This window comes from Erysipelothrix sp. HDW6B (assembly GCF_011301115.1).
Taxonomy (GTDB): Bacteria; Bacillota_I; Bacilli_A; order Erysipelotrichales; family Erysipelotrichaceae; genus Erysipelothrix; species Erysipelothrix anatis.
In genome coordinates this window covers 1,325,039-1,340,371 of the sequence record NZ_CP049860.1, presented here as the reverse complement: position 1 = coordinate 1,340,371, position 15,333 = coordinate 1,325,039, and the positions used below count along the sequence as shown (strand labels likewise).

9 protein-coding genes are annotated in these 15,333 nt (G+C 37.5%); 8 read left to right on the top strand and 1 reads right to left on the bottom strand.

The features are described 5' to 3' along the window. Positions 1–39: 39 nt before the first annotated feature. The 8 genes from G7061_RS06575 to G7061_RS06540 all read left to right on the top strand — a co-directional run bounded on the left by G7061_RS06575 (position 40) and on the right by G7061_RS06540 (position 14,498). The gene (locus G7061_RS06575; protein WP_159640412.1) at positions 40–1,065 is read left to right on the top strand and encodes an ABC transporter substrate-binding protein; all 1,026 of its coding nucleotides are present in this window, start codon (positions 40–42) and stop codon (positions 1,063–1,065) included. A 24-nt stretch (positions 1,066–1,089) separates the two neighbouring features. Beyond that, entirely contained in the window at positions 1,090–2,193 is a 1,104-nt protein-coding gene (locus G7061_RS06570) for an ABC transporter ATP-binding protein (RefSeq protein WP_159646955.1), read from the top strand. Continuing rightward, complete coding sequence (locus G7061_RS06565) at positions 2,180–3,841, top strand: iron ABC transporter permease (RefSeq protein WP_159646957.1); 1,662 nt, start codon at positions 2,180–2,182, stop codon at positions 3,839–3,841. The genes G7061_RS06570 and G7061_RS06565 overlap by 14 nt, the downstream gene beginning before the upstream one ends. A 51-nt stretch (positions 3,842–3,892) precedes the next feature. Then, positions 3,893–5,578 carry a sensor histidine kinase gene (locus G7061_RS06560; protein ID WP_166119918.1) on the top strand — a complete coding sequence of 562 codons (1,686 nt, stop codon included), beginning with the start codon at positions 3,893–3,895 and terminating at the stop codon, positions 5,576–5,578. Continuing rightward, complete coding sequence (locus G7061_RS06555; protein WP_159640421.1) at positions 5,571–6,338, top strand: response regulator; 768 nt, start codon at positions 5,571–5,573, stop codon at positions 6,336–6,338. The genes G7061_RS06560 and G7061_RS06555 overlap by 8 nt, the downstream gene beginning before the upstream one ends. A gap of 86 nt (positions 6,339–6,424) precedes the next feature. Next, positions 6,425–7,315, top strand: coding sequence for a choline kinase family protein (locus tag G7061_RS06550; RefSeq protein ID WP_166119915.1), 891 nt, complete (start codon positions 6,425–6,427; stop codon positions 7,313–7,315). Positions 7,316–7,797: 482 nt separating this feature from the next. Continuing rightward, the gene (locus G7061_RS06545) at positions 7,798–9,543 is read left to right on the top strand and encodes an RNA polymerase sigma factor (RefSeq protein WP_166119912.1); all 1,746 of its coding nucleotides are present in this window, start codon (positions 7,798–7,800) and stop codon (positions 9,541–9,543) included. A 20-nt stretch (positions 9,544–9,563) separates the two neighbouring features. After that, positions 9,564–14,498, top strand: coding sequence for a Cna B-type domain-containing protein (locus tag G7061_RS06540; RefSeq protein ID WP_166119909.1), 4,935 nt, complete (start codon positions 9,564–9,566; stop codon positions 14,496–14,498). Positions 14,499–14,541: 43 nt separating this feature from the next. On the opposite strand, the gene G7061_RS06535 is transcribed toward G7061_RS06540, so the two are convergent. Next, entirely contained in the window at positions 14,542–15,168 is a 627-nt protein-coding gene (locus tag G7061_RS06535; protein ID WP_205700087.1) for a CPBP family intramembrane glutamic endopeptidase, read from the bottom strand. Positions 15,169–15,333 lie beyond the last annotated feature (165 nt).

Here is a 15,333-nt window from a genome sequence, read left to right as displayed (position 1 = left end):
ATATGAAAGACATGTATTCATACAATACAGGAGGAAAATATGAAGAAGTTCAAACGCATTAGTATTCTGCTTCTAGTTACATTAATGCTGGTAGCATGTTCTGGCGGAGGTAAGTCAGAAGAGAATAAAAAGCTTGTTGTTTACTCCCCAAATAGTGAAGGCTTGATTAATGCAGTCGTACCACTTTTTGAAGAAAAAACAGGAATCAAAGTTGAAGTTATTTCTGCGGGTACGGGTGAATTAGTCAAACGAATTCAGTCAGAGAAAGAAAATCCATATGGCGACGTGCTTTTTGGTGGAACCTATACGCAGTATATTTCAAACAAAGATTTGTTTGAGCCGTACGTTTCAAAAGAAGATGCAAACGTTGTGGATGAGTATAAAAACGACACAGGATACATTACATACACAGTTTTAGATGGAAGTGTCCTCATCGTAAACAAAGAGCTAACGAAAGATCTCAAAATCGAAAGTTATGAAGATCTTTTACAACCTGAACTAAAAGGCAAGATTGCGACTGCTGATCCATCAAATTCATCAAGTGCTTTTGCCCAATTAACAAATATTCTATTAGCAATGAGTCCAGATGATGACTACATGAACGATGTGGCATGGGACTATGTTGGAAAATTAATTCAACAATGGGACGGCAAAATTCAGTCTGGATCATCTTCAGTTTATAAATCTGTTGTTGATGGAGAAATGTGGGTTGGGTTAACCTACGAAGATCCTGTAGCAAAACTTGTTAAAGATGGTGCTAAAAATGTCGAAATTGTTTATCCGAAAGAAGGAAGTGTCTTCCTTCCTGCTGGATCTGGAATTATTAAAAATGCTAAGAACAAAGAGAATGCAGAACTTTTCATTGATTTCCTTCTTACAGAAGAAGTTCAAAATATCTTCGGTTCTGAGTTAACAAACCGTCCAGTACGTAAAGGTGCGACAACAGGGGATCACCTCAAAGATTACTCAACATTACCATTAATTTATGAAGACATGGAATATGTCTACCAGAATAAGACACAACTTGTAGAGCGTTACACAAAATTATTTGCAGAATTACAATAATTAGATTAGAAACGGGGTTAGATTATGAGTGTAAATATTTCAATCAAAAATGCTGTAAAACGTTATGGCCAAAATACAATCATTCCGGATCTCTCAATTGAAATCAAGGAGGGTGAATTCTTCACCCTTCTTGGTCCATCTGGGTGCGGAAAAACAACACTATTACGAATGATTGCGGGGTTCAACTCAATTGAAGGGGGCGATTTTTTCTTCAATGAAAAACGTATCAATGACATGGAACCATCAAAACGAAATATTGGAATGGTGTTTCAAAACTATGCGATCTTTCCACATTTAACAGTATTTGATAATGTTGCTTTTGGATTAAAAAATCGTAAAATGGATAAAGAGACAATTCAAAAATCTGTTAACGAAATGTTGGATACAATGCAAATTTCGGATTATGCAGATCGTATGCCAGAACGACTTTCCGGAGGGCAACAACAACGTGTTGCTTTGGCACGTGCAGTTGTCATCAAACCAGATGTATTATTAATGGACGAGCCACTTAGTAATTTAGATGCCAAGCTCCGAATAGATATGCGTACAGCAATCAAAGAGATTCAACAATCAGTCAACATTACAACTGTTTATGTGACACATGATCAAGAAGAAGCAATGTCGGTATCGGATCGAATTGCAGTTATGAAAGACGGTGTTATTCAACATGTTGGAACACCACAAAATATTTACCAGCGTCCCCGTAACATATTTGTCGCAACATTTATTGGTCGATCCAATATTCTAACGGGGAATTTAACGAACGCTTCTTTAACATTAAACAATGGTCCAACGATTAATTTGGATGAAACCAAAATGGTTCGCAACGGCAGTGAAGAATTGGTCAAGATTTCAATTCGACCAGAAGAATTCTTAATTACGTCTGATCCATCAGCAGCCATCACAACAGGAACCGTGAAGAAAACCGTATTTTTAGGTCTCAATACTCACTATACGGTTGAATTAGCAACAGGAGATATGGTAGATATCGTTGAAGAGTCAGCGATCAATCACTTATATCAAGAAGGTGAAACTGTTAAAGTAGGGATTAAAATCGAAAAAATCAACGTGTATACGGCTGATGGAGAAGAGAACTTGATTGTAGGTGTTCACCATGACCTTACTTAATAAATTACGCAAACCCGATTTTTGGAAAGCATCAACATTAGTTGTACTAGTACTTTACGGACTTTTCTTCATTTACCCGATTGTTAATCTTCTTGCTCAATCAATCTATGATCCCAGCCTTGGTGGATTTACACTCACACATTTTAATAAATTCTTTAGCCAACCGTATTACCTCAAGACAATCGTCAACAGTTTTCAAGTAACAATTATCGCAACGTTACTCACGTTGCTAATTGGAATACCGTTAGCATATTTTACGACTGTTTATAAAGTAAGAGGTAAAAAATTCTTAAATATTATCATTATTCTTTGTTCTATGTCGGCGCCATTTATCGGTGCGTACTCGTGGATTCTGCTACTGGGCCGTAGTGGTTTAATTACCAAATTTATGTTGAGTACCTTTGGAATTGTGATTCCAGATATTTATGGATTTAGTGGTATTTTATTAGTCTTAACGTTACAGCTATTTCCGTTAGTTTATCTCTATATTCAAGGTGCACTGAGCAGTGTCGATAATTCACTATTTGAAGCATCAGAAAGCATGGGAATAACAGGATTCAAACGGTTCTTCAAAGTTGTATTGCCGTTAATCAAACCAACCATCTACGCAAGCGCATTACTTGTCTTTATGAGAGCATTTGCTGACTTTGGAACACCAATGCTTATTGGTGAAGGGTATCGAACTTTCCCGCGACTTATTTTCGATGAATTTATTTCAGAAATGGGTGGAGATACAGGATTTGCTGCTGCCATCTCTGTAATTGCAATCCTACTCACTACCGTTTTCTTTCTCTTCCAACGTTGGTTATCAAACCGTAATCAATTCTCAATGAGTGCATTACATAGCATCGAACCGAAGCCGATGAAACGATCATTATCTGTGATGGTTCATACATTCGTCTATGGTGTTGTAGCAGTTGCATTTATGCCCCAAGTTTATGTTTTCTATACATCATTCCTTAAAACATCAGGGTTAATATTTGTAGATGGATATTCATTGGACAGTTATCGTGAAGCATTCTCACGCCTAGGGAATAGTATTCAAAATACCTTCATTATTCCAGGAATTGCACTTGTTATTATTGTAATTATGGCGGTAATCATTGCCTATATAGCTGTCCGTCGTCGCAATCCATTGACCGCGACAGTTGATGCTGTTTCAATGATTCCTTACATTATTCCAGGTACTGTACTTGGTATTGCCATGTTAACTTCATTGTCGAAGCGACCATTCATGCTTACAGGAACATTTACTATTATGATTATCGCACTGGTTGTACGTCGATTACCGTATACAATCCGTTCATCAGTCGCAATACTACAACAAATATCGATTAGTGTAGAGGAAGCAGCGATTTCGCTTGGAACCAGTAACTCAAAAACATTCTTTAAAATCACAGTTCCAATGATGTCTGCGGGGGTAATTTCTGGAGCTATTCTTAGCTGGATTACGATGATCTCTGAACTATCAACAGCAATCATTCTCTATACTTCAAAAACACAAACAATGACAGTATCGATCTATACGCAAGTTATCCGTGGAAACTATGGGATCGCAGCCGCTTTATCAGCAATCCTTACGGGACTCACAATAATTTCGTTGCTTGTCTTTATGAAACTATCGAAAGGAAAAAATATACAAATATAGAAAAAGGTAAATCCTTTTTCTCTTTTTGTCTTTATATATTACAATAGGTCTATGAAACATTCTGAATTCAAAACATTTGAGCAAAAAATCGAAGGTACATTTATCAAATATGGCCGCATCCCATTGCTGGTCACTTTACTCATGGCCGGATTGACATTTTTAGGATATTACATTTACACAAATGTTTTTGAAGTTCGCAATGTTCAATCTTATATAACACAAGAAGTTATGCACATCGAATCAAGTATCGATGAAATTTTCGATTTCAATGCTGAAGGGTATGATTTTTCTGACATGAAAGAAAATATAGAAGCCTATTCGAATGATATTTATCAGAAGTATTATGCCATCAATTCGCGTCTTGATGGGAATGTTCATATGATTATGTATGACGACGCAAACTATCCCATTTTGATTACGCAGCCGTCATTAGAAGGTAATGATTTTCTTCGCTATTATCATCGCCTAGTTTTAGAACGTCTGAATTCAAACGATACAATCGCAACTGTGATTACGAATTTAGGGAGTGATCCGTCTACAAAAGTTGTCTATGGTCGTAATTATACAGACATGCATCAAAACCGGCTTAAAGTTCTATATTTTGTGGATGCGAGTGTTTATAGTGAACTCTTGCAGTATCAAAGGGGAAATCACTTAGTGCTAACAGATCGATTTGATAATGTCATTGCATCAACATCTCGGGATTTTGTGACCAAATCAATGAAGTTTCCAAATGTTCCCAATGATACCTTAAGTCTTGAACATACTGCTTATCGGGTAAACTCGAAAATGTTTGGATCGGAAAACTTCATTATTCGTGTTCTCGTGAAGAAAGATTCACTGGCTTTAACCTTTATGGTTGTCTCAGTCGTTGTAGCGGTTGCTTTATATATTGTCGAGCGTATTAATAAACTTTCAGCTCGCAAAATTGGTCGCGAAGCAAGCCGTTCGATTGCGACTTTGATTGAAGCAGTTGATCGCATGAAGAATGGTGATTTAGAAACACATGTCTCGCTTACAACACACGATGAGTTTGAAAAATTAGCGCATGCATTCAATGACATGGGAACGCAATTATCAGAACTCATTTCGAGTAATGAACGCCTCCTAGAATTACGGAAAAATGCGGAAATCAAGCAACTTGAAGCACAATTCAACCCGCATTTCCTCTACAATTCTCTAGAAACGATACGATATCTGATTGTTGATGATCCACAATTAGCTGAAAAATTGATTTTGAACACAACCCGCTTACTTCGCTACAGTATTACCCCAGATGCCAATGAAGTACCGTTCTTAGAAGATATTGAATACATAAAACTCTATTTAGAAGTTAATAAATTGCGGCTTCAAGAACGGTTTGTGTATACGATTGATATCGGCGAAGATGTGTTGCAGGAACAATTACCAAAGCTATTGATTCAACCATTAATTGAAAACTGTTTGAAGCACGGTTATCGCTATAAAGATACGCTGACTGTGGGCGTTTTAGGATATTCTAATGAAACACATATTTTCTTGCATGTGATTGACGACGGTGGCGGTATGAATCCGGCACAACTCGAAGCATTGAAGTCTTATGACAGTAAATCGCATCATGTTGGATATGGAATTATGAGTGTACTTCAAAGGATGGAACTGTTGTACGGAGATGATGGCAAAGTCATAATTGAGAGTGATACGATGGGAACGCATATATCGTTAATTATTCCCAAAGGAGGTAACAAAGATGTATAGAGTATGTATTATTGAAGATGAGGCAATTATACGTAAAGGTCTTCGCCGCGCAATCGATTGGGACGCACTTAAGTGCACTGTAGTTGGGGAAGCAGCAAACGGGAATGAAGGATACCGCCTCATTGAAAAAGAAAAGCCAGATATTATTATTCTGGATATCAACATGCCGATTATGGATGGCATCGCATTATTAGAACTTTTACCAAGAGAAACATACAGTGTGATTATCATTAGTGGACACTCAGAATTTGATTATGCTAAAAAAGCGATTGAATTTGGTGTCACAGAATATCTGCTAAAACCTTTAGATCATGCTGCATTAACACATAGCATCCAACGTGCAATTAATGAAATTCATATGCGCCGTGCTTATGCGAAGGGGGCAAATGAGGTCGCAGATATATACTGCGTCCTACAGCAAACCCCAGCTGTTGCCTCTGTCACGATAATGAAAGCATTGGAATATATTCAGCAACACTATCATGAAAAAATAACATTGGAAGATATTCGCATGTATACAGGGAAAAGTTCAACTTCAATCAACAATCGTTTTCAAAAGTTTATTGGGATGACCTTCAATGAGTATTTGACTAAGTTTCGCATTCAGCAAGCTCTAGATCTGATTAAGACACAGTCATATCATATGTACGAAATCGCGGATATGGTCGGCTTTTCGGACTATAAATACTTTAATCAGGTATTCCACAAAGTAGTAGGTGTAGCGCCAAATATCGTTAAAACGTACTATTCACGAACATAACATCTCATAATACCAACAACATTTGTTCAAAATATATAAAATATCAAATATATTGAACATTTTATTAAATCTGTTACACTATAGTTATGACAAAACAGGAAGAAATTACTAAAATACTGCATACATTAAACCTTGGAGAACCCTTGCGTGTTTCGCAACTTGGAGGACTCACAAATAGAAATTTTAATGTTGAAACGAAAGACAAAAATCTGGTTATTCGCCTTGCAGGTAAGGATACAGATACAATCATTAACCGTTCTCATGAAGGTCTTATTGTACGTACAATTGCACCGTTGCATATAGATGCACCTTTGATGCATTTTGATGATGTCACAGGTTTAAAGATATCGCAATACATACCAGGTGCACTGACAATGAATGCAACACGTTTACAAGAATCAGAAAACTTAGAGAAAGCTGCAAATTTATTGGCACATTTACACCAATCAGCACCGTCATTACCCATTCAGTTTGATGTTATGGAAATGGTGCAAAAGTATGAAGCATCTCTTTCGCAACTTGAAGGGTACTATCCAGAAGGTTATCAAGCAATTCGCGATGACGTATTATTGCTTTATGCGCATCATGAGAATCATGATGTGAAACGCGTTCTGTGTCATAATGATCCATTACCAGAAAACTTCATAGTGAGCGATACAGGTGATATGTTTCTTGTTGATTGGGAATATGGCGGAATGAATTCACGCTATTGGGATCTTGCCGATGTATCGATTGAAGCAGATTATAACTATGCAATGGACCGACTGTTTTTACATGCATACCTTGGAAAAGAACCCGCTGATGAAGACTTCCTACAACTGCAATTAAACAAAGTGTATATTGATTTATTGTGGAGCCTATGGGGTTATATACGCGAAGCTCTGAAGGAAGCGCATGAAACCGAGGATTTCATCGAGTATGGAAACCTGCGGTTCCAACGTTTAAAAGAAAATCTTAAAAGGATTCATGAAAAATAGAACACACCAATAAGGTGTGTTTTCTTTAGCGCAATTTTCACAGGAAAACTTGTTAGGATACCGATGAAAAGAACATACTTTATGGTGTGAAGCGTCGAAACGGTAAGAAATGTTAAGATTGTGATAAACTGTGTGCTTAAATCGTGAATTATTAAAATAAATAGATTAATATATACAGAGATAAAACAACATAAATAATGTATTACCTATGGGGGGTTATACGCGTGTTGCCGATCCTTTGATTTAGGTAAATTAAAATTTTGAGCAAAAATGTAAATTAATTAAGTCTTTTTTGAATCTCATTCGTCTATTTAATGAGGGGTGATAAGATTTGAGTGAATTTGATATGACTCTAAAGAACCTATTTGTAAGTGACTCCAACAGCTATGAGGTTAGCAATTTTAAAAAAGCTGTGATCTGGTTGATTATCTACCAACAATATCAGTCATATACATTACAAATATGTGGAAGAGGGTCTAGAAATGAAACGTAACAACAATACTACAGAAAACGATTGGCCATATACGGAAACGGGCACACATGATTTTGAGAGGCTTTACAATCAAACAATTCGTGCAGTGTATTATATTATTCGAAGGCTAATCAGAAACCAGCATACAGTCGAAGATCTTGTTCAAGATACATATCTGAAAGCATTCAAAAAAATTGATAGCTTAGAAGTCTATACAGTTGCTAATTTTGCTGCATGGATTAATCAAATTGCTTTGAATAATGCGAAAGATTTCTTGAAAAAGAACAAGCCTGTACTATTCTCAGATATAACGCGTGAAGAAGATGTTGATTTTGAGGTTGAAGACACAGATACCTTTACGCAACCTGACGAGAGTGCAAATCAAGCAGAGATATCGGAAATTATCCAGAATATTATGGATAGTCTGCCTGAAGACCAACGCTTATGTACATTTTTATTTTACTATGAAGATATGACGATTCGCGAAATTGCAGCATATTTGGAGTTAAGCGAAAGTACGATAAAAAGTAGACTAAAGTATGCAAAAGATAAGATTCGGAAAAAGATTACAGAACATGAAAACAACGGCATTACATTCTTTAGCATTGCACCAATTGGACTCTTTGTGTATGCATTAAAAATGATGCAATCACAAGCACCAGTCCCCCCATATACGATTGTTGCTGCTGAAGGTATTGCTGAAGGAGTTTCAGCGAAATCCCAAAAACCAAGTCATGTTGCAAGGGTGATTGTGACTGTTGGTGTGGTTTCAACGATTGCAGCATTCGCAATCATCAATCACCCCAAACCACCGGTAACGCCTGTAGTAGAGAACAAGGTTAGCTTTGATCCCTTTGCATTCGTGAGCATTAGTTTCAATGGTGAATCAACACTAGGTACAGCTTCGTTACAGCTTGTAGGTGCACCGGAATCATTGACAACTGCCGCGTATTCAATCTCCAAATCGTCAGAATTGACAAACGGAGATATAATCAAAGTTCGATTTGGACACAACGATTTTGAATCCAACTATGCAATAACAACACTCGAAAAAAACTATACGGTAACCGGTTTAGAAGAACCAAATGTGATAAATCCGTTTGACGATATCCACTTTATAACTTCGGGGGAAGATGGAAGTGGTTCCATAGATGCAGTATGGAATACAGAAAGTCCATGGTATCCATCACATCTGGACGGTATTAATATCGTGTATTCAAAATCGGAAAGCCTTGCAAATGGTGATCAAATCGATGTGTTGCTTATCAACCTGCCCAAATCGGAAAAATACTATAACCAAACAACGATAAAAATAACAGTACAAGGACTTACACCCCAAATAAGTCAAAAACCCACCGCAATCCCACAACCTCCGAAGCCTGAACCAGACTTTGACCCATATATCTTTGTCAAAAATGAAATGACACAAAGTATCGCTGATCGTAATATTCCATCACTGTTAGCGATGTTTAGTAAAGATTACTATGGGAGCACATTGAATCCTGACGAATGGACCTCATATACCCATCTTGGTCAGTCAATTAGTGTCGGAATGCGTGATAATCAATATATTGGATACGCCGAAATGTACCTGCAAAACCGCAACGGTGAATGGATACAATTAAGTATTGTATCGTCTTTCAATGAAGATTTTAATGGGAAGTATTCCCTTTATGCAGCAAGTTTGGATTCAACCCATAAACTGGAAGCATTTAAAGCATTACATTTCGGAGATGTCACTATTTTAACGAATTAATTATGGATGAAGGTAAAGAAATGAAATTAAAAACATTCAATAAAGCAATCAAAAAAGGGTTTATTTTTATTGCATTAGTTGCTTCCCTTGTAATTACATCAATAACGATTAATGCACAAACACACACTACAAATATACGCAATATTCAAGATTTATTTGAGAACTATAACGTAAATGCGTTGGAATCCGCTTCGATGTCATTTTTAACGAAGACGGGTGAAGCGAGTTCTGATTATAATCCAGAAGGACGTCTGAAATTTTCATTACGTTGGCATGTGCCGCATGAATTACGTGATGAGATCGTTAAGGGAGACTACATCGAAGTGTCGTTACCTAAAACATTAGAAGATTTCGTGCTTCTTGATGCCAAGCAAGAGACTATTATAAATCATGCACTTCAAATCAATTTAGATCATGAACGAGAAGGTGTCATCACATTCACTGCAAAACTTAAAAACAATGAAAACAGTACGGTAGTGAATGTCGAATTCATGAATACACTAGAAGCCTTACAAACTTTCCCGATTACAGTTCCTATTGAACAAACTCAAGGAAACGATAGTTTGAAAGAAACGCCAATCGTTTCTTCAATTGCGAAAGAGGGAGTTCAATCATCTCAATCGGAAAAAGAAGGAGAATCTACAAGACAAATCGAAGCGATAGACGAGACCAAGGCAAACATCGCAGTCTCTAGATTTGATATTTACACATTACCCGCTGATGCAAAATTTCTGTCTGGAGAAGAAGTTCTTTTTTACACAGGTTTATCATTAACAGAAGACAGTGGAACGCTTACCGATGCAATATTAGAAGTTAAGATACCTAAAGAACATTTGGTGAACGGTACGTTTGTTGCTTCAGATATTGCATCACAACTATCAAAGGAAGTCGTCGATGCGGGTGACCATTATAAAGTTATCTATAAACTTGCAGCACTAGCTTCAGGAACAAGCTTGGATATTCCGATGAAGTTTGTGACTCATAATGGTGAAACACCCAATGGCTTCCCAGTGGCCATTGAAGCGACTTTAAAACAGCAAAAAGATGAAACGGTTCTTGCTCAAACCGCAAAAGATGTGGTCATTAGCACAATTCAACCCCGTTTAGACAAAATGATATACGCAGGTTCTTGGACATCTTCCGACAATCGTGTGGTGAATGGTGGAGTTATTCATCCTGATGATGGAACACGTTTAACCGATGATTTAACGAAACTCAATAATGTACAATTTACATATTCTCTGAATGCAACCAATACAACATCGGCACCGGGGTCTCGAATCTATGATGAGTTTATATTTGAGGACATTTTACCAGACGGAGCCGTCTTTATAGCAGAAGATAATCCGGGATGGACTTACGACGCATTGACCCGAACGGCTCGTAAAACATATACAAATTCGGACGGAACGCGACTTTACTACCAAAACTTCTCTAGTAATGTGACGCTTAATCTGAAATTCCCGAATGTGCCGGTTAATGAAACGTTGACGAATACAGCAACGGTTACTGCGAAACCAAAGAACCGTCCAGAATATGAGACGATATTAAAGGGTACAGATACTATTGATTTTAAACTCGAAGCATCCAAACCAGTACCAGAACCCACTGCCTTTTCTTTTGGAAAATCAATTACGCCATGGACATTCTTAGACTATCAAAAAGATCGGGATAGAACCCACGAATGGAAATTGTTTATTGGAAACTTAGCAACATCAGCACATCCCAATCTGAACCTAAATTCGTTTGAAATAGTTGATAGTGGACTTGACTCACGTCTCAAGTATACTTATGTGACAATTGACGCTCAGACAAGTGTTGTTGGAAGACTTGATATAATCGCGAAATTGCAAGATGGCACTGAAGAGATAGTCGCAACCAACGTTGATCCAAGGGTAAAGCATACATATCCTCTGAAAGCAGAAACTCTGTCAGTAATGGTGAAATCGGTTGATGAAACATACCTAGCACCTGGAAAAATCTTAAATGTTCTAATTGGAACAGAATTACGAGATAAAACCGTATCTGTTGTGGGTGAAACAGCCACAACAAGCCGTCTCAGCAATGATGCAGCATTCAAGGCAATGTATTCAAACGGTCTAAACTCTACTGGAAAACGTTCTGATTATATTCAATATTCTCGTGTGAATCCAACGGTTTCTTTACGAAAAGACGTCGTAAACAAGAAACTAAACTATTTTATCAATGACCATGTTGCGTTCCAACTTAATGTCGATGTTGCTAATTTAGTTGGTGATATGGCCTTTGTGGACTCAAATGTTTTAGTTGATATCATTCCTGATGGAACATCTTATGTTCCCGGTACTGGCTTTCTCGTTAAATCACCAGTCATTGAATCTTCGATGACTACAGGATCCCTTGAACCCGAAGTTGTTCCAAATTTTAAAGGATCAGGTCACACAGCACTCATTTGGAAGCTTGATGGTTTAACTTACACAGGAACAAGTACAAATGGTTCACAAACAGGAGTACTTTCGATTCAATATGAAACAAAAATTACCGAACTTACCAATCCTGGAACTAATATTAATACCGCGATTCTTTCATGGAAAAACAATCAACTCGTTAAACCAGGGTCTCGTGCCGTTTCTGATGAGTACGATTTAAATGAAAATGGAGTGACTGATGACTTAATTGCTTCGGCGGTTACACAGTTCAATTACGTGCCGCCTCGAGAATTGATGATTCGTAAAGCGGTCAAAGGTTCCCTAGATACAAACTATATTTTACCGCCAAGTACAGGATTGAGTGAAATTGGCACACAAATGAGTTACCAATTTTCGCTATACAATAACTCGGTAACTGACATTACGAATCTTAATATTCTTGACTTACTACCCAATGTTGGTGATGAAACGGTAAGTACTGACATGTCATTAGAGTCACCGAGTCGTGTTGCTCGTAATTCCACGTTCAAATTGAATCTATCAGGACCCATTCAGGTTCCCAATGAATTAGATGTTTTTTATACAACAGACACGGTAACCACAGATGTCAAAACATTCTACAAGGATGCAAATTGGATACAATCACCAGCAGACTATGACGCTGTTACGGCATTTAAGATAGTTCTGAAACCCGGTGCAATACTTCGAAGTGGTCAAGAAATTCAGTTTGATGTCATTTTTGACGTCCCAGCGAATACACAACTCGATCTTCTAGACAAAGCTTCAAACACCTTTGGTGTCGCAACAACTGCAAATCTTGATTTCTTTGAATCCAATCATTCAACGGTAGATATCGTTAAATACAACGTATCTGGCCATGTCTTCGATGATTTTAATGAAGACGGCTTATTTGATAAAGCAACGGACACGGCATTTGAAGCCTACACAGTGCGTCTTGTTGATGTTAATGGCAATGATGTATATGATCTGTCAGGGAATCCATATGAAGTGAAAACTGATGTTGATGGATTTTATAGTATGGATGTCTACCGTCACGGACAATACCGTATTAAAGTCATAACACCAGATGGCTATACTCTGACACATCAGATGTCTGATGAAAATGGGTCGCATATTGAGCCTAAAGGTAACGATACAACCGGCGATTTTACATTAGATCGTTTGAATTCGACAGCAATTCGAAATGCTGGTTACTTCAAAGGAACTGTAGATGTAACGATTCATAAAATCTTGCATGATTCAGATGGTGCACGCCTTGATCAAGACCGAAGTTTTACCTTTGACGTAAGTTTTGATGAAACGGATGATAATATAGATAACTTCAAACGTTATCAAGGTATAGTTCAAGTCTACGACGAAGCCATGACATTTGTTGAAACGCTCACAGTTCAAGATGGTATTGTTACCATTCCTGCAAACCGGAAAATTGTAGTGAAGGGACTTACTAAGAATGCTCGAATTAAAGCATCTGAGATTGCTTCAGAGTTGTATGAGGTAGAAGGCGGAACGATTGAAGCTACGTTAGAATCCACATCTATCACGTTTACAGTTATTAATACTGTGAAAGTTAATAAAATGGATTTTTCAATGAACAAGGTGTGGGTCAATGGGCCTGAGATAAAACCGGAGATAGTTATTCAACTTTTCCAAAATAATCAACCGTATGGAGCACCTGTAACGCTTAAGAATGGAGAGACAACATATCAATGGCTAGATTTAGATGCCAATGATAAAGCAGGTAATTCCTTTAATTATCGCGTTGATGAAATTACGGTTCCTGCTCATTATGAGAAACATGTAGACGGTACTACCATCACGAATACATACATGCCATCAGTGACGGATTTCACTGTGCGGAAAGTATGGATTGATGGACCAGAATTGAAACCAATGATTTCAATTCAACTGTACCAAAACGGATTACCGTATCGAAATGCAATCAGTTTGGAATCAGGCCAAGAATCTTATACATGGACCGAACTTCCAGTGACGGATTTGATGGGAAATCCATATACATATACTGTCGATGAGATTAATGTTCCATTCGGATACAGTAAACATGTTGACGGAGCAACGATCACAAATACCTTCACACCCGGAAAACTTGCGATGCAAATTCAAAAAGTGTGGATCGGTGGGCCAACTTCGCATCCTACGATTACAGTTCAATTGTATCGTAATGGTGTTGCCTATCAAGAACCGCGATCTTTGCTTAACGGTGAAACGTCCATACTATGGCGTGATCTTGACGCTGTAGATTCGGCAGGAAACGTCTTTATTTATACCGTTGATGAAATCAATGTTCCTGAAGGATACGTTAAGTCTTTAAATGGAAATGTGATTACGAACACATATGTGGAAGATGAACCACCAATAGTTAAAGGTGTCGATAAGGATCCTAAACCTAAAGACTCGTCGCTGCCTAAGACCGGTATGTCAAATTCAATGTTAACCATTGGTTTTGCAAGTGTATTAATGGGTATTCTCATTATGCTTCGTTCGTTATATCGAAAGCGACATAATTAAGAAAAAAGCTACCGCAGTCTTTCTGTCGGTAGCTTTTTTAGTGTTAATGAATAAGGAATGGGATAAAACTAATGAAATCGTACAAGATATGACAAATCCAGCTTACCCATATACTCTCAGATCGTTCCCAAATATAATTTAACAAAAGTCGTAATGGTACGATGGTAATAAGTAATTGCATAGGATTAAAACCATATGCAGGAATGTGCCACAGTGCAAATAAAACAGCCGAAACAAGTGAGGCGATGAAAAATGAAACGTTTGCCTTCCGAAGGGACCGAACGATATTAGTCGACAAAATTTCTTCACCCATAAGCATGAACGGAACTTGTGTTAACATCATGGTGATATTTACACTCCCTGCAATCGAATTGGTCGTTGGTTTTCCGAACAATGATGCATAAATGAGACCAGAAACAACACCAACTAAGATAGTAGCAGGTATTCCCCAAGCAAGGACTTTCCAATTAAAACGTTTCAAACGATCAAGAAATGTGTCTTTATCAAAGAAGTATGCAGCAAGTCCACCGAGTGCCATATTCCAAATCACACCAATTATAAGACCAATCGGTCCAGGCAAGCCATAGGTAGCAAAGATTTGGTATGTTATCCCAATGGCTGCGGTAGCAATAAATAACGATAAAGCATTTTTCTTTTGTGTTAAGACCATATAAGTGTCCTCCATATTTTTAATTTACGCTTCATAAACATAAAATACAATATTTTTTGTATTTGTACACAAAAATTTCTTTTTTTTAGATAAGCGCGCCCTTATAAAGAAAAACTATCAAGCACTCTGTGCGTCGATTAGCCATAGATGCTATGATAGATATAA